Consider the following 15,274-nt stretch of genomic DNA (forward strand, 5'->3'; position numbering starts at 1 on the left):
GCCCTGGGAGTTTCCCCTGATTAATACAAATCTCTGCGGAAATTTAAGTATTTTTTTGGATAAAAATTATCCAATATTTTACTCATCTCCCAAGGCAAATGGCGAGGTTATGGTTTAGGGGATGGGTAATGGGTAATGGGGGATGGGTAATAGAGATTTCTCCTTATCCCCCTCATCCCCCTTATCTCCCTTATCCCCCTCATCTCCCTCATCCCCAATCCCCAATCCCCAATCCCTCATCCCCAATCCCCAGTCCCCAATCCCCAGTCCCCTTCTCACCTTGTCCCCCCTGCTCTCTCTGCTGCACCATTACCCATTGTTCCCTGCTGAGTAGTGCAGCAAGGTGGTAATAAAGGCTGATCTGCTACTGCGTCGAGCTTCACGGATTTCAATAAATCTGACCAATATTGCTTTATTTTCGGGTCATTTGGACTCTGGCGGCGTAAATCAGCCAAAATGCTGAGGGCGTTCTCCCAAAATCCAGCTGTTGCATAGAGAACTGCGCGATCTAAAGGTGTTGGTGTCTCTTTTACCTGTGCAGCAATGTTTTCATCTTGCATAACTTGGATTTTACCTTCTAGATAAAAATCGCGATCGCGGCTATTGGGATCGCAAACCATCGAAAAGGCCCAAGTATATTCTTTGCCAGGTTTCAAAGGCGGTTGATTAGCTTTGAGGGTAATCCCCACAATTCCAGCTTGATCAAAAGCTTTGAAATTCTCCTTATATAACGGATCGAGATTCTCGTCCTCCCGCAGTACAAATTCTAGTTCTGTAACTGTTCTGGAAGCTTGAGGAATAGAGAAGAAGAATGTGGGACGCTCTTCTGTGGTGTATTGAGTGTCTCTATTGCTGGGGATTAAAGGAATCACCACTTCTCCACGCTGAAAGCAAGCTCCCCGTGATGCTGCTGAACCGACTCTATTTGGTTTTCCTGGAACGAAGCTAATCAAAGTCTTGCGACCTTGAATATATCCCGTGACATTTCTAATTGCTGTGGTAGCATATATATCTCCGGGACGTAGTTGCGCTGCTTGCTGAAAATATCCTAAAGCTCTGCGATAGTTTCTGCGCTTAGTTTCTGTGTAGCCCAACCTCATATATTGGTTGTAACTATTTGTTACTTGCGCTACTTGAAAAACTGGCTCTAATGCGAAAATTTTGCTCGTGCTGACAGCCCCAAAAGGTAAGCAGACTAAAAGAGCAAACAGATAACTTTTCCACAATTTACGTTTCATAATCTTCATTCTGTTACTACCACTCTTCTAAGGTGGGCATCCAGCCAAAGCCTTGTTTTATAGTAATTTCCTGAACAGCAATCTTAATAAATTAAAAAAAATTAGCCTCAACACGCTTGTGTATTTATATTGGCTGCGAGATAGATACTTGTCTCAGACAAGATATGGTAATTACTAGTTCCCATTTTTGATATTGAAATGTTTTGTCTAGTCAGTCATTAACTTTTGAGCATTTGTAGTTTCTCACAAATGATTTACTACTGCTATACAAGTAAACCATACAAACACAACAAAATACCTGAGGCGAGCTTTGAAAAATACTAATGTTGAATGCCCAATACGCTCATCCCCTCTCTAGACATTTATTAGTCAACACTATTTTTCAGGCAGAGCGTTCACTACTAAATTAAAAAATATTATATTCCTTTAAATCCCATGTGAGTTTCTACTTCTTGTTCTGCTGGAGTAGAACTCAACTTCCTAGATGCAAATTTGCGAGAACTATGACGTAAATTAGCAATTTGGCTCAAAAATATGCCTATTAAAATCAAGCCACCACCAATATACTGAGCCATTGTAGGGGCTTCATTTAATATCAAAAAAGCGGCAACGATACCGACAATTGGTGTAAATGAGCCGATTAAGGATGCTGTAGACACTGTAGAATCTCTTAAGCCTTTAAGCCAAAATGACTGGCCTAGCACTACAATAACGGCACCATAAACTAACATCCATTGCCACAGAAATGGTGAGAACACATCGATAAAATGCTCTTTACCATAAAGTGTTAAAGCTATGAGGAAAAAGATGACAGTTCCTAAAGCAGTGCGAAAGATACTATAAATTCCTAAGGGTATTTGCGAGAGATATTTTTTACCAATAATTGTAGAAACGGCTACAGCGATAGATCCAATTGCTGCCAATACTTCCCCTAGTCCTAAATTCAAAACCCCCATGCTCATCATGGGGACGCTGGGAGGCTGCAGGAGAATTGTCAGGCTAACGCCAACAAATGCTGCGATCGCACCGATAATTTCCCACCTATTTACCCGTTCTCGCAACAACCACACTGATAAAGCTAATGTTAATGGGGGTTCCAAGCGTCCAATCAAAATTACATTGTTAACTCCTGTAATTGCTAGAGCTTGGAAAATTAAACCAGGGGCCAGCGCTCCTGATAAAATCGCCACAACAGTAAGACTGAACCAATCTCTTTTTGATAGCTGCTGCAAAGTCGTTTTATTCCACTGTCGCCAGTAGATAGCGATCAAGACGATCAAAGCGCAAAGGTTACCGACAAATAAAACATTACACAGCGAAATAGGATTGCGATCGCCTATCAAATTATGGGCACCAATTTCTGTAAGCTTACGAGTAATTGCACTAGATGCACCAAAAATGAGGATTGCTAACCAGAGATATATTTGCCCTGGAATTCTTTGGTGCCAACGATTTCGTCTTTTTACTCTAGTCACAATAACACCACTGTATACAATCAGCCTTTGCTTAAAAATACTGTAAGCCACTTGTGAATTTAACATCCCATAACTCTCTGAAAAAATGCTGAGAATTCACTGAAATTTCTCAAGGGATAAATTCATCAAAATTATGGTTGAGTTTCAGTTCAGCTTCAGCCCTAACAGCGATAGTTTAGTTGTTCCAGACAATTCCAGGTTTAGGAGTCAAAAATGAAACTCGCTACCATGCTCACAAGTGTTGCCTTAATCGGTTGTTTTACAGTTTGGGATGCTCCCCTCAAAGCTATTAATCCCTCACTAGTTCAAGCTTCAGCCGCAGAAGCAAAGGATGCTACAGGATTAACTGCTCAACAAAAAATAGAATTCCTCGCCAAAAATAAAGGTCAGTTTGGTAGTGGTGACGCTTTGCGACGTTACTTTTTTGGCGACTTAGAGCCAATTGCTGTACAACCTGGTGGTGCAGGTATGGTAGTTAACTTATACAACAAAGCCAATAATGTCACCATCGCTTACTGTGCAACCTACGATGTGGTTGTTGCAATCAAGAAAGGCAAGATTACCAAGTTTGAAGCCAGCGAAGTTAAATAAACAGTGCTGAGTTCTGAGTAGTAAAGTTGCTTCCTGCCTCTTTATACCAATTTGAAACAAGAATGCGACAGATTGTAGAGGCATGGTACTGCCATGCCCTCCAGAATATATTGATGTGTCTCAGCAATACCAAATCCCGATTCTGCTTGGTGTCTTGAGTTTGTTCCCACCTTGAAGCCTAACGACAAAAATCTTGTTCCTTTCTATGACAGGCGTAGCTGCAATACTACAAGGGATAGCGTTTTGAACTCAAAATTGGTTAAGGGGAAAAGGTTAAAGGTTTTTTCTTTCCCTTTTCCCATTCCCCTTTTTCCCCTTAACCAACAAGTATTGGGCGTAGCTACGCCTGTCATTGCCTGATTGATAAGCTGGTTTTATGGATAGTATCTACAATTATTTGTCAAGCAGTGTTGACTATTTGTAACAAACTTGTTAAATTTATTTACATAAGTTAACAACTACGAGAAACAACTATGTACACAACTGTTAATGAAGACGGCGTTCTCAATAACTACGCAACTGAACCCCAGATGTACTACGCTGAGTACCCTGCAATTTGGGAACAGCGCAAATATGTTATACAAGGCGTGTTCGCTACATTGATTGTTACTACTCTGGTGTTGGTAGGCTTAAGTGTTAGCTAAGATTTTTTGAATTCGGTACCAGTTAGTTATTTGGACTTCTCATTTTCACCCCGGTTAGTGCCACCGGGGTTTTTTGTCGCTTAGTAATTATCTCTACATAATCAAAAACCCAGCCTCAGTGACTGGGTTCTGGTTGGGGTATATCCCCATATTTTCGGTATAAAGTTTACATATAAGTTGCTTGTCTGAGAATTACTACAGCATGAGATTTACCGATTCCAGAAAAGTTGTCACTGGGTTTTTGATGACTCAGCAATAACAATAGATAATCAAAAACCCAGCCTTGATGACTGGGTTCTTGTTGGGGTATATCCCCATATTGTCGGTATAAAGTTTACATATAAGTTGCTTGTCTGAGAATTACTACAGCATCAGATTTACTAATTCCGGAGAAGTTGCCACAAGGTTTTTTATAACTCAGCAATAACAATAGATAATCAAAAACCCAGCCTTGATGACTGGGTTTTGGTTGGGGTATATCCCCATGCTTTAGGTATAAAGTTTACATATAAGTTGCTTGTCTGAGAATTACTACAGCTTGAGATTTCCCGATTCCAGAAAAAGTAAAACCAGTTTGAAAAACAATCCAACAAAGAGAAATAGGTGTGGACACAATACCGTTCGGATAGACAGATTGAGTTTAAATTCTGTAGAGACGCGATTTATCGCGTCTCCAATCCACATATTAATCGCGTCTTTACAACCCCAAAATCATGACGAACAATTTTTAACCGAACCATTATTGGGTGTATATAGCTTTACAACCCTAAAAATTATGGATGTGTTATCAATATTTTTCTTAATTTGTATAAATTAATTAGTCTTAAATTTTAGTGAGTAATCAATCAATACTCAATCAAGAATTGTATTGATTTGATCTCTGTTACCTCTGTATGTTCATATACTGAGAGTGTTCCCCATTAGCGTGCAGAATGCACATTTGGAGGTTCCAAAATGGATCACACATACGAGGTATTGGTAGATATCAAAGAATTTGCTGATCTAGCAAACAATACCTTTCAACGCGGAACGACAAGGTACGAAATCGACGCTACTTCAAAAGCACAAGCTGACGGTATGGCATTCCAAAGGGCTAAAAGCGAGCATCCCAGAGGCACTGAATACGATATTAGGGTAACCAGGCTACTCAGGTAAAGCGAACATTAGGCTATACTTCCCAGAATCGGCATTCCTTTACCTAGAGGTTGAAGTAATTTATATAGATATCAATAGCGGTGTCGAGTGCTATCTGTTTAGCTCGACACCGCTCAATTTTGATTAGACTTGATCAAAGTGGAGAACTGGAATTTGTCACAAGGGAGCAGCCCTGAAACTCCAAATCTTAAAAATATATAATTAAATCCATATTTGTCCCATAGAGTTTACCAGCTACAGAAACTCACGCTTCATAAGGTAGAGTACACATATCAGTTGGTAATCTCTAAGGCTGAAAGCAGCCATAGAAAACTTACTCGATAAAGTTTTAAGGTTGCCGGATGGTTTTTGCAAGGAGAATCTCTTGAGAATATTTTTATTTATCCTGCTGTTGGCGATCGCTTTATTTAGATTTACATTCATTCTGCCAGCATTAGCTGCCGAAACATCCGATGGCGCGAAAATCTTTGATGCTAATTGTTCTTCTTGCCATATCGGTGGCGGTAATATCCTAATTAGCCATAAAACCTTGAAAAAAGAAGCATTATCAAGTTATCTGGAGAATTACGACCAAGACCCCATTCAAGCCATTATCCACCAGGTACAGAACGGCAAAAATGCCATGCCTCCCTTTAAAAACAAGTTAAGCACTCAAGAAATTTTAGAGGTAGCTGCTTATGTTTTCCAGAAAGCGGAAACGGGTTGGCAAAGTACTTCATCTACATCTGCTGTGACACCTTGAGATTGGTTAATGGGGAAAGGGTAGATTCAAATATTTTCCTCTTTTACAACCCAAATAAATGTGGATTCTCAAGACACTGTATCTAGCATCTTCACAATCCACATTCATTGGAAGTCGGCGGGAAACTCCATCCCCTTGTGGGTGGAGAGGGATAGCAGCCCGCCGACTTGGGGCATTGGGCATTGGGCATTGGGAACTCTTACCCATGCCCCATTACCCCTTATCCCCAGAGGGGGCCCCGAGTTCCCCATGCCCTAAAACTCCATCCCCTTGTGGGTGGAGTTTTTCATTTTTGGCTTTTGTCTCTAATCTCAGAAAGCTGGCGATAGTAATCGGTTTCTAGATTGGGGGAAAAGGTGAAAGGGTAAGGGTTAAAGGTTTTTTCCTTTTCCCATTCTCCTTTACCCCTTTACCTTTTATTTACCTTGATCAGAGGTTTCTCTTTCTTGTCTCAGTTCACGCAACTGTTGTACTAGCTTTTTGCCAGATTCCACAGTAGCAGTAGGCTGATTGTTGTTAGTAGCAGGTGCTGCTAAGGGTTGAGTCGTAGCTGCTGGTGTGGGTACTGGTGCTGCTAAGGGTTTAATATTAGTTGCAGGTGTAGGTACTGGTGCTGCTAATGGTTTAACAGTAGCGCCTGGTGCTGACTGAAGTTTATTAATTAAGGAATTAGATGATGGCTTAACATTGGTTGCAGGTGCAGGTGTCTGCTGGTTGTTGTTAACCCTTGGCAGTGTTAAGGGTTTGGTATTGGTGACTGGTATGGGCTTGAGCTGATTGCTATTAACATCTGGCAAGTTTAATGGTTTAACTGTAGTAGCTGAACCAGGTGCAGATGTGGGTTGGTTATTATTAACAGCTGGCAGGTTTAATGGTTGAACTGTAGTGCCTGTTGCTGGTGTGGGTTGACTATTATTAACTAATGGCAGATTTAAAGGTTTAACAGTAGCTGCCGATCCAGTTGCAGGCTTTTGATTATCTCCTGCAGCAGTGTTGCTATTATTTTTAAACTCTAAGCTAAAGGGGTAATGAGCAATTTGCCTATCTCCCTTGGGTGGATTGGTCTTAAAATACTCCATTGCTTCGACGCGCAAAGCAGGGGTGACTGACTGGCCTTCAAATTGAATGTCTAAGACTTTACCATCAGGGTCTACTACTAATCGCCCTAAGATAATACCTTGAACGTCAGCTTTATCTGTAGTAACTGTGTCACGAATCACAGTTTTTTCTACAGCATTTGGGTATTGTTTCTGAACTGCGGCTCTGAGACTTTCGTAGGATTTAATCTGCGCGATCGCTAGTTCTGTTCCGGGTGTAGGTGCTTGATTAGATAGATTGGGTGTAGATCCCAATTGCCCTTGGGGTATGCCTTGTTCAGATATTTGTAAATTATCACCAGCTTTTGGTGTGTTACCAATTGCAGCTATTAGCTGTTGGTTATCGCCAGATTGGGATGGATTACTGCTAGGCTGAGGATTTGCTGCCACATCAGCTATAGGAGTTGGGTTAGCATCCACAGGTAGGGGTGCTGGTGAGTTTGGCAATCCATCAGGTAGTCTACCTTCTGGTAATACTGGCAACCTGCTCACAGGTAAAGGCTTGGCTTCACCTAAGGTAATATCTCTGTTATTAAAGCGTGGAACTGAAGCGAATTTGTTATTGCCATTAAAACCAGAAGTATCAAAGCGGAAATTGCTTTGAGAATAATTGCGTAAAGGCTGCCTTTTTGGTAGCGCCGCAATTGAGTAATTACCAGCCGATGACGGGATCGGTGGCATGACAAACTGGCTAGGTGATGGTGGTGGTGGTAAAGGTGGTAAACTCGATTGGGAATCCAGATTTAGTGGCGTAACTGGAGATTGTGATAGTAAAACTGGAGATTGGGGGTTAATGGGTGTTTGCCCTGGAATTTGTGGTAACCGACTTTGATCGGCTTGGCTCAATTCCATGACTCCAACAGTCTTTGATGATGCTGTTTCTTTCGGTTTATTGGAGTCTACAGGTACTAATGGCACAATCAAGGCGATCGCACCGTGGATGCCAACAGAAGCTATTGCTGCTATTCCAGTTGGTTGGCCTAAGATTTCCGGTAGATTTTTTAACAGGGAGACGTAAGACATGGCTATTCTCGTTCACTCAGCTCAATTGCAGTTGCAGATCAATAAATTATTTTTCAGGCTCTAAATTTTTCTTCCGGCTCTATAGCAAAATATTTAAATGTGTCCCTTTTAAAATCATAGCTTTCTAACCTGGGACTAAAATAGCCAGATTGGCATTTTTTTCAGCAAAGTTTAATTTTTGTGCAATCACGTAACATTTTACTAGAAAGTGGCACTTGCTGACGCGACCATGAAAAAATCCTGATGTTGCTCGCTAAGATCTGGTAACTGTTGCAATCATTACTCATGGCTTTACCTACAGTTATTTTACCTGGCTATCTAGAAAGTGCGACTGCTTACCGCCAACTAGAACAATCTCTACAGCAGTTGGGTTTTCCTACAGTGACAGTCCCTTTACGGCGGCGAGACTGGATTGCCATGTTTGGTGGTAGATCAGTGACACCAATTCTGAAAATATTGGATCGCACGGTAAAGCAGACATTACAGCAATATCAAGCTTCTCAAGTCAATTTAATTGGTCATTCAGCAGGCGGTTGGCTATCTCGAATTTATTTAGGAGACAAGCCTTATTTGGGACGTGGTGAAGTCCAATCTTCAGTCTGGAATGCTCACCCACTCACTGCTACGCTCATTACTTTGGGTACACCTCATATTAGCCAAGAGCGTTGGACACGCTGGAATTTAGATTTTGTCAAAAATAATTACCCTGGAGCTTTTTACCAAAATGTTCGTTACGTTTGTGTAGCTGGTAAAACTATTTTTGGAGAAAGGCGGCCTGGTAGTTGGTTAGCTTACAGCAGTTATCAATTAACTTGTGGCACAGGTAACACTTGGGGAGATGGGATCACACCGATAGTAGCTGCCCATCTTGATGGTGCTGAAAATCTTGTGATTGCAGGCGTGAGGCATTCTCCGAGAAGCCCTGGTATTTGGTATGGCTCACCAGAAATCTTACAAACTTGGGCACAGTATTTGGCTTAAATATCTCTAGAGAGACAAATAAATTAATTTTTCTTAGTTAAACTGTAATAAAAATACACATTTTTTATTACATAAGAGATGTCAGCTATGCAAATCACCTTGTCCGATAGAATTTTGCGGCGACTGGCGACCATATTATCGGTCGCGATGCTTACACTGTGCGTGATGCATCTCTCAACTGGAGTTTTACTATCTTTCTATTACGAACCTACAGCAGGTGGTGCTTATCGGTCATTGAAAATGATTGATACCGTAGTGTCTTACGGTTGGTTATTCCACAAAACCCACGACCTCTCTGGTAATGCCATGATTGGAGTTGGCTTAATTCAAATGGTTGTGATGTTTTTAGGGCGACAATTCCGCAAGAGTTGGCTAACTGCCTGGATTAGCGGTATTTTGTTTACCTTAAGTGCGATCGCCCTCGATTGGACTGCCATGCTTCTAGACTGGACTCAAGAAGGATACTGGCGTTTTAGTATTGAGCTAGGCACCATCGAAGCCATTCCCTTCATTGGTGGGGAGTTGCGAGATATTCTGACTGGTGGCGGTGCAATTAGTACCATCACTGTGCAACATCTTTACGCCTTAAACAGCTATATTATTTCCCCCATCGCTCTACTGCTGGCTATAGTGCATTTAGCTGCTTTATTGTGGCAAGAGCGAGAAATCTCTGCTGATAAAACTGCTGAGGATGCTTTTCAAGCACTAGACGCTTCACTAGTAGAAAGTTGAGCTAATTTTGCCAGGGGAACCTCTTCCACCTCCGGTAACTTCTCCAATGCTAGAGGAGTAGATTGACTTGCACCAGATAAGCGTTTTAAAAGATTTGGTCTGGGGTCATGTAAAAGGTAGATAATGCGATCGCCTACTTCCCATTCTTGGTTAACGGGCATTACCTGTAAGCGTTGCTCTCGTTCTACCAACAATGGTATCAATACTCCAGTCCGAATCTTTTCTTGGATGTGATCCTGTTGACTAGCAAATTCCAATTCATTGAGTGTAGTTGTTCCCAACTTCACCTGTCCCTTATTCAAGTATTCATTCCAAGTTTTAATTGCCAAGTCAGACACAAAAGCTTGATGCACTTTACTACTGGCAGAATTACTAGCTTGCGGATCGCGGGGAAATACTGCTAACACACGCGGCGGATTAAACTCTTCAGCAGCCCGTTGTGCCAAGACAAAATTTACCTCACCATTACTTGTCATTGCTAAAAAAGTACCCATAGAAGCTAATCCTGCCTCTTCTAAAACCGCAGTATCTAGGGCACTGCTAGCAATCAACCTCAAATTTTGCGCTTCCGCTTGGGCAAAGCAATCTGGGTCTGTATCAATCATCACCACTTTTTCACCCCGTTCTTGGAAGAAGCGGGCAATTAACAGACTCAAAGGATTACAACCCACAATTACAGCACCAGTGGCTTCTTTTGAGGTAATTTGCAGCCATTTAGCAATCTGTCCGGCTGTCAGTCCTTGGCAGACAACCGTCATGATAATTGTCAAGAAAACCAGAGCTTTAATTGCATCACCACCGTTGATCCCTTTCTGTGTCAAAGAAATGGCAAATAAAGAAGCAACTGAAGCCGCCACAATTCCTCTCGGTGCTACCCAGCTTAAAAACAATTTCTGCCGCCAATTCAGGTCACTATTCCAGGTACACAAGAGAATATTAATTGGTCTGACAACAAACATCAGTACCAAAACTGTGAATAAACTACCCCAACCTAAAGCAAACACACTGGCAATAGACAAGTCAGCCGCGAGTAAGATAAACAGCACAGAAACACTGAGAATTGTCAGTTGACCTTTAAAATGTCGCAAAAACCTTTCTTCTGGTACTGATGAATTAGCAAATACAGCACCTGCCACCACCGTAGTCATGACTCCTGACTCACTGCGGATGGTTTGCGCTAAGGTAAATAGCCCCCAAAGTATTGCCAGTACCACCAAATTTTTCAGTTCAAAGGAAAGAAAATTGGCGCGTTTGAAAATCAAGCTCATCAAATAACCACCAGCCGCACCAATCGCTCCCCCAATACTCAGACGCATCAGCAACCCGGTAATGGCATGAATGGGGTCTACATCGCCATTTAAAATCGTATCCAACACCACGAAAGCCAAAATAGCCCCTACGGGGTCAATTAATACCCCTTCGCCTTCTAGAAGCGTTGCGACTTGGCGATCGACATTAATTTGTTTCAGCAGGGGATTAATCACCGTTGGGCCTGTCACCACGATAATCGAAGCGTAGAGAAAGGCAATACTCCAAGGAAACTCACCCAACCAGTGAGCTGCCATACTACCACCCAGCAGCGTGACCAGCGTTCCCAAGGTGACGAGCAATTGGAGGCTAACTGAAACTCTCCCCAACTCGCGCAAATCTAAGTTGAGTCCCCCTTCAAACAGAATTATTGCCGTTGCTAGAGCCACAATCACTTCCAACCCAGTGCCTAGCAAATGGGGATGCAACAGCCCAATACCATCAGACCCCAGAAAAATGCCCAACAACAGCAACAAAACAATGCTAGGTACCCGAAGATAGGCAGCCAGCACTTGGGCGCTAATACCTGCAAAAACCGCAGTCACCATCTGTAAGGTGATGTCAAAAGATGCTTCCATGTTGTAGATTTTGAGGGATATATATCAAAATCTTTTGTAAAGAAGAGTAAATATTACCTCTAAAGGGTACAACATCGCACCATTTTCCCCTTGAGAAATTCCATTTTTTTTTCATACTTAGTTTTTTATATTACTCCATTTCTGATTGGTTGCCAAAAAGGGACATTGGGAATGGGGGATTGGGCATTGGGAATGGGTAATGGGTAATGGGTAATGGGTAATGGGTAATGGGTAATGATATTCTCTCCTGCTCGCTCTGCCTCCTCTGCCTCCTCTGCTCCCCAGTCCCCAATCCCCAGTCCCCAATCCCCAATCCCCAGTCCCCAATCCCCAACTTAACTAAAAGAAATTTTTTTGCCAAAACTGTTGACAGCATCTGAAAAATTAGTTAATTTATAAAAGGTCTGAGTCCGAAGCGCTCACAGCGCCTAATGCGCCCCCATCGTCTAGAGGCCTAGGACACCTCCCTTTCACGGAGGTAACGGGGATTCGAATTCCCCTGGGGGTATTGAAAAGAAAATTCAACTAGAAAAAGTTGATTTTCACTCATCCGCTAAAATAAAAAACCTATCTTGTGATGATGTGAATCAAGATAGGTTTTTTATTTGTAAGTATATTTAATGGCTTAACTGTTGTACGCGTTGGTAAACAGCTAAAAGATTTAATTGCAAATCCTTGCTGAGGCGATTCTCAATGATTGTCACTGGCATTGTGAGTTTGGGCCAAACTTGAATGGTGTAACAGAGATTGGTACCCATCGCATCACCACAAGGACAAGGCTCTAAGCGCCAGCTACCAGAAAAGCCTTTAAAATCTCCTTCGATCATGCGGAAGTTGATTTCTTTGGGGAAATATTCTTCCAAGTCCAGAACGACACGCGCACAAAAATTGAAGTTGAGTAAGCGCTGTGAACCTACTTGTTCTAGGCGAATCCCTCCATCCGGGTGCTCCAATCTTCGGCTTTTCGCCAAGTTGGGAATGAAGTCAACTAAGGCTTCATAATCTGTAAGCACTGTCCAGATTTTTTCTATTGGTTGGGGTATCTGGATTTTGGCAGTGATTTGTCGTTGTCGTTCTGCGATTTTTTCAATTTGGATATCTACAGATGGTTCAACACCCGTACTCACAGCCAAATCGGGTTCTTGGTTGGTTTCGTCACTAGCGGCGTTAAAGTTAACGCCGACTGTCGTGTTAGGTTGTTCAGTCACTTTCCGAATATGTTTTGCTTTCGTCAGAAAACTGGGGCAACGTAAAGGTAAAGCAAATTTTACTCAGATCGGAATCTGCTATTTGCGTACTCTCAACACTAATTGTCCCATTTAAATGCTGCACTAGGGACTTGGCGAGAGCCAAACCCAAACCAGTCCCAGGAGTCCAGCGTCCTTTACCGCGACGGAATTTGTCGAAGATATAAGTCGCTTCTTGCTGAGAAATCCCGCGGCCGATATTAGTCACCTTAATGATAACTTGATCCACCGATTGATTAACTTGGTGAGCGGCTTCTAAATCAACAATGGTTTCAGACTCTGAATATTTACAAGCATTAGTTAATAACTCTTGTAAGATGCGGTCAAAACTTTCAATTTCAGTTTGTAGTTTTAATGACTTCTCTGGTAAATCCAGGTTAATGCTTAATCCTTTATCTGCCAGTTTGGTGGCAAAGGAGGCGGCTAAATCTTGAATACGTCTATTTAAATCAATACTTTCAAATTGCGGCGTTGCTTGTTGCGACTCTAGCTTTTGCAGTGTCAGTAAGTCATTAATGAGATTAATTTCTTTAGTACATTCCTGCTCTAAAATATCGAAATATCTATTTTGACGCTCTGGTGTAATGCTTGGCAGACGTAAATTGCGAATAGACATCAGCATATTTGTCAGCGGATAGCGTAAGCGATCGCTCATGTTGCTCAAAAATTCATCTTTGAGTTCATTGAGTTCTCGCAACTGCTCTACATATTGCCTAGTTCTTTCGTGCAATTTGGCTTGTAGTTCTAAGCTACTTTGGAGTTTGGCTGTGCGCTCATCTACCAAATTTTGCACTTGTCGCAATGTCTGTGACTGAATAATGGCGTTGCTGACTTGGGCACATACCATTTCTACCAGATTTAATTCTGCTGATTGCCAATTGCGAGCTACTGTTTGTTGTAGAACTAAAAAGCCTAAGATTTTGCCTTGGCTTTCTAATGGCATTAATAGCACTGCGGGAAACTGCTCTACAGCAAACAATGGCGCGACTGCCAAAATTTCTGTTTGTTCTGTATAGTCATCAATTACTACTGGTTTACCAAAGTCGATGAACACCCGCTGGCATAAACCACAGTCGGAAATAGCAAAAGATTGGTCTTGTAAGGTATCTAATGCACTACTAGAACCATTTTGGCTATCTCGAGTCCATTGTCTGATTACAGTAGCTTTGGCGTTAGGAATTTGCTTTTTAGACCGAGTTCTAAATAAAGGATCTGTATATTTTAATGTAATAAACAAACCCCTATCTGCTTGGAGAGATTCAGCAGTAGAAGCGATCGCCAACTGGAGCATTTGATTTAACTCCAAGTTGCTGCGACTGAGTATAGTTAATTGCTTGATTAAGTTTTGGTGTTGGTGACTCTGTTGTAAATGCTGCTGTTGAGTCGCTATTAGTTGTGCTTGGGCTACTTGTGAAAAAGCGATCGCGCAAACAGACTCTATACTCTTGAGTAACTGCTGTTCTGACTTAGTCCAATCATGTGATTGAAACTTAATCAAGCTAATTATCCCGTTGTTTTTTCCTTGAAAGCGGGTAGGAATTGCCAAAACAGCTTTAATTGGGAGTGGCAAAGACTGGCAACCAAGTTCAAGACTTTGTTGAATTGTCGAAATATCCTCAATATTTAATGGTTCGGCTGCACATTGAACTACATTGAGTTCCATGAGCAATTGTTCCATCGAAAATACTTCGTTTGATTGCGGCAAACCTAAATATTCCTCATGGCACCAATTACTACTAGTTACTTCACTGGATGCCTCGCTCATCACTGTAATCAAGCAACAGTCTACCTGAAAAGCTACTCCAAGCAACTTGGACAATTCTTGCAGCATTAAAACCGTCGCTGGTGTGGTAGCGACAATTTGATTAATTTGTTCTGACAACTGGTAGGTTGTTTCTTGCGGATGCTGCATCAGCTTGACTGGGTATGATTGTAGTCGATCTACGTCATCTGGGCACTGTGGCGGCGATGATAAACGCTTTTTCATTCCTGGCACGCTCTTGGATAACGACCCCATGTTTTGCACCCAACCTCTTGGCTTAATTCTTCACCCTTAGTTTTTTAGTGCACCCTGACGAATTGCAAATCTTTTGTAAAGACTTTCTCTCACCTGTTATAGCCCTTTTCTATTTCAGATGACCAAGTTTTTGGTATATTAAACGAATTTTTACACAAGTAATGAAAGTACCTAGGATATACTAAAATCCCTTTGCTAGAGAAGCTCTAACGACTTGGGGTTAAGTTGATTTACTAACTTTGAGATAGGATATCCTGTCTGTAACTATACATAAACCGTAATTTCTCTGGAATTGAGGCAAAAAGTCAACCTTGTACTCAGTGGTATTACTGAGTACAATTAGGGGAAAAAATTATATTTTTTTCTCAAACTCATGACTCAGCGAGCTAACCAATTGATTCAGTCTAGCTCTAAGTATAATTACGATTTAGGAAAAGCCTGAGCAA

12 protein-coding genes and 1 tRNA gene are annotated in these 15,274 nt (G+C 41.7%); 7 read left to right on the forward strand and 6 right to left on the reverse strand.

All coding sequences use genetic code 11. The features are described 5' to 3' along the window. Positions 1-275: 275 nt before the first annotated feature. Positions 276-1,238 (reverse strand): DUF928 domain-containing protein, encoded by a 963-nt coding sequence (locus tag AACU25_RS23300; RefSeq protein ID WP_321206692.1) that lies wholly within the window; start codon positions 1,236-1,238, stop codon positions 276-278. A gap of 416 nt (positions 1,239-1,654) precedes the next feature. Beyond that, entirely contained in the window at positions 1,655-2,713 is a 1,059-nt protein-coding gene (locus tag AACU25_RS23305; RefSeq protein WP_096583968.1) for an EamA family transporter, read from the reverse strand. Positions 2,714-2,926: 213 nt separating this feature from the next. Here AACU25_RS23305 and AACU25_RS23310 point away from each other — a divergent pair, with 213 nt between their 5' ends. The 4 genes from AACU25_RS23310 to petJ all read left to right on the forward strand — a co-directional run bounded on the left by AACU25_RS23310 (position 2,927) and on the right by petJ (position 5,845). After that, positions 2,927-3,304, forward strand: a complete 378-nt coding sequence (locus AACU25_RS23310) for a hypothetical protein (RefSeq protein ID WP_096579729.1) — start codon at positions 2,927-2,929, stop codon at positions 3,302-3,304. 473 nt (positions 3,305-3,777) lie between these two features. Then, positions 3,778-3,948, forward strand: coding sequence for a photosystem II assembly protein Psb34 (psb34, locus tag AACU25_RS23315; protein ID WP_190445763.1), 171 nt, complete (start codon positions 3,778-3,780; stop codon positions 3,946-3,948). A 954-nt stretch (positions 3,949-4,902) separates the two neighbouring features. Continuing rightward, positions 4,903-5,103, forward strand: a complete 201-nt coding sequence (locus AACU25_RS23320) for a hypothetical protein (RefSeq protein ID WP_096579731.1) — start codon at positions 4,903-4,905, stop codon at positions 5,101-5,103. 364 nt (positions 5,104-5,467) lie between these two features. Then, positions 5,468-5,845 (forward strand): cytochrome c6 PetJ, encoded by a 378-nt coding sequence (petJ, locus tag AACU25_RS23325; RefSeq protein ID WP_096579733.1) that lies wholly within the window; start codon positions 5,468-5,470, stop codon positions 5,843-5,845. 416 nt (positions 5,846-6,261) lie between these two features. On the opposite strand, the gene AACU25_RS23330 is transcribed toward petJ, so the two are convergent. Beyond that, positions 6,262-7,965, reverse strand: a complete 1,704-nt coding sequence (locus AACU25_RS23330) for a hypothetical protein (RefSeq protein WP_096579735.1) — start codon at positions 7,963-7,965, stop codon at positions 6,262-6,264. 285 nt (positions 7,966-8,250) lie between these two features. On the opposite strand from AACU25_RS23330, the gene AACU25_RS23335 reads away from it, so the two are divergent. Both AACU25_RS23335 and AACU25_RS23340 read left to right on the forward strand, forming a co-directional pair. Then, positions 8,251-8,946: an esterase/lipase family protein gene (locus tag AACU25_RS23335; protein WP_096579737.1), complete on the forward strand. Its 696-nt coding sequence runs from the start codon at positions 8,251-8,253 to the stop codon at positions 8,944-8,946. Between the two features lie 87 nt (positions 8,947-9,033). Then, positions 9,034-9,678, forward strand: coding sequence for a cytochrome b N-terminal domain-containing protein (locus AACU25_RS23340; RefSeq protein WP_096579739.1), 645 nt, complete (start codon positions 9,034-9,036; stop codon positions 9,676-9,678). Here the strand turns inward: AACU25_RS23340 and AACU25_RS23345 are convergent. Next, on the reverse strand, positions 9,645-11,564 hold the full coding sequence (locus AACU25_RS23345; RefSeq protein ID WP_096579742.1) for a cation:proton antiporter: 1,920 nt from the start codon (positions 11,562-11,564) through the stop codon (positions 9,645-9,647). The two genes, AACU25_RS23340 and AACU25_RS23345, sit on opposite strands and share 34 nt — an antisense overlap. A gap of 435 nt (positions 11,565-11,999) precedes the next feature. Here AACU25_RS23345 and AACU25_RS23350 point away from each other — a divergent pair. After that, positions 12,000-12,072: transfer RNA gene (locus AACU25_RS23350), tRNA-Glu, on the forward strand. 109 nt (positions 12,073-12,181) lie between these two features. Here the strand turns inward: AACU25_RS23350 and AACU25_RS23355 are convergent. Together AACU25_RS23355 and AACU25_RS23360 are read right to left on the reverse strand one after the other, a co-directional pair. Then, positions 12,182-12,772: an SRPBCC family protein gene (locus AACU25_RS23355; RefSeq protein ID WP_096579747.1), complete on the reverse strand. Its 591-nt coding sequence runs from the start codon at positions 12,770-12,772 to the stop codon at positions 12,182-12,184. Then, on the reverse strand, positions 12,765-14,798 hold the full coding sequence (locus AACU25_RS23360; protein ID WP_096579748.1) for a GAF domain-containing protein: 2,034 nt from the start codon (positions 14,796-14,798) through the stop codon (positions 12,765-12,767). Before AACU25_RS23360 ends, AACU25_RS23355 begins: the two co-directional genes overlap by 8 nt. Between the last annotated feature and the right edge of the window lie 476 nt (positions 14,799-15,274).

The sequence above is a fragment of the Tolypothrix tenuis PCC 7101 genome (assembly GCF_963874875.1).
Taxonomy (GTDB): Bacteria; Cyanobacteriota; Cyanobacteriia; order Cyanobacteriales; family Nostocaceae; genus Aulosira; species Aulosira tenue.

Excerpts from the sequence above, each read along its gene's own strand:
- AACU25_RS23300 (WP_321206692.1), bottom strand. The coding sequence starts at position 1,238 with ATGAAACGTAAATTGTGGAAAAGTTATCTGTTTGCTCTTTTAGTCTGC.
- AACU25_RS23320 (WP_096579731.1), top strand. The coding sequence starts at position 4,903 with ATGGATCACACATACGAGGTATTGGTAGATATCAAAGAATTTGCTGAT.
- AACU25_RS23310 (WP_096579729.1), top strand. The coding sequence starts at position 2,927 with ATGAAACTCGCTACCATGCTCACAAGTGTTGCCTTAATCGGTTGTTTT.
- AACU25_RS23360 (WP_096579748.1), bottom strand. The coding sequence starts at position 14,798 with ATGAAAAAGCGTTTATCATCGCCGCCACAGTGCCCAGATGACGTAGAT.
- AACU25_RS23335 (WP_096579737.1), top strand. The coding sequence starts at position 8,251 with ATGGCTTTACCTACAGTTATTTTACCTGGCTATCTAGAAAGTGCGACT.
- AACU25_RS23345 (WP_096579742.1), bottom strand. The coding sequence starts at position 11,564 with ATGGAAGCATCTTTTGACATCACCTTACAGATGGTGACTGCGGTTTTT.
- AACU25_RS23340 (WP_096579739.1), top strand. The coding sequence starts at position 9,034 with ATGCAAATCACCTTGTCCGATAGAATTTTGCGGCGACTGGCGACCATA.
- AACU25_RS23330 (WP_096579735.1), bottom strand. The coding sequence starts at position 7,965 with ATGTCTTACGTCTCCCTGTTAAAAAATCTACCGGAAATCTTAGGCCAA.
- psb34 (WP_190445763.1), top strand. The coding sequence starts at position 3,778 with ATGTACACAACTGTTAATGAAGACGGCGTTCTCAATAACTACGCAACT.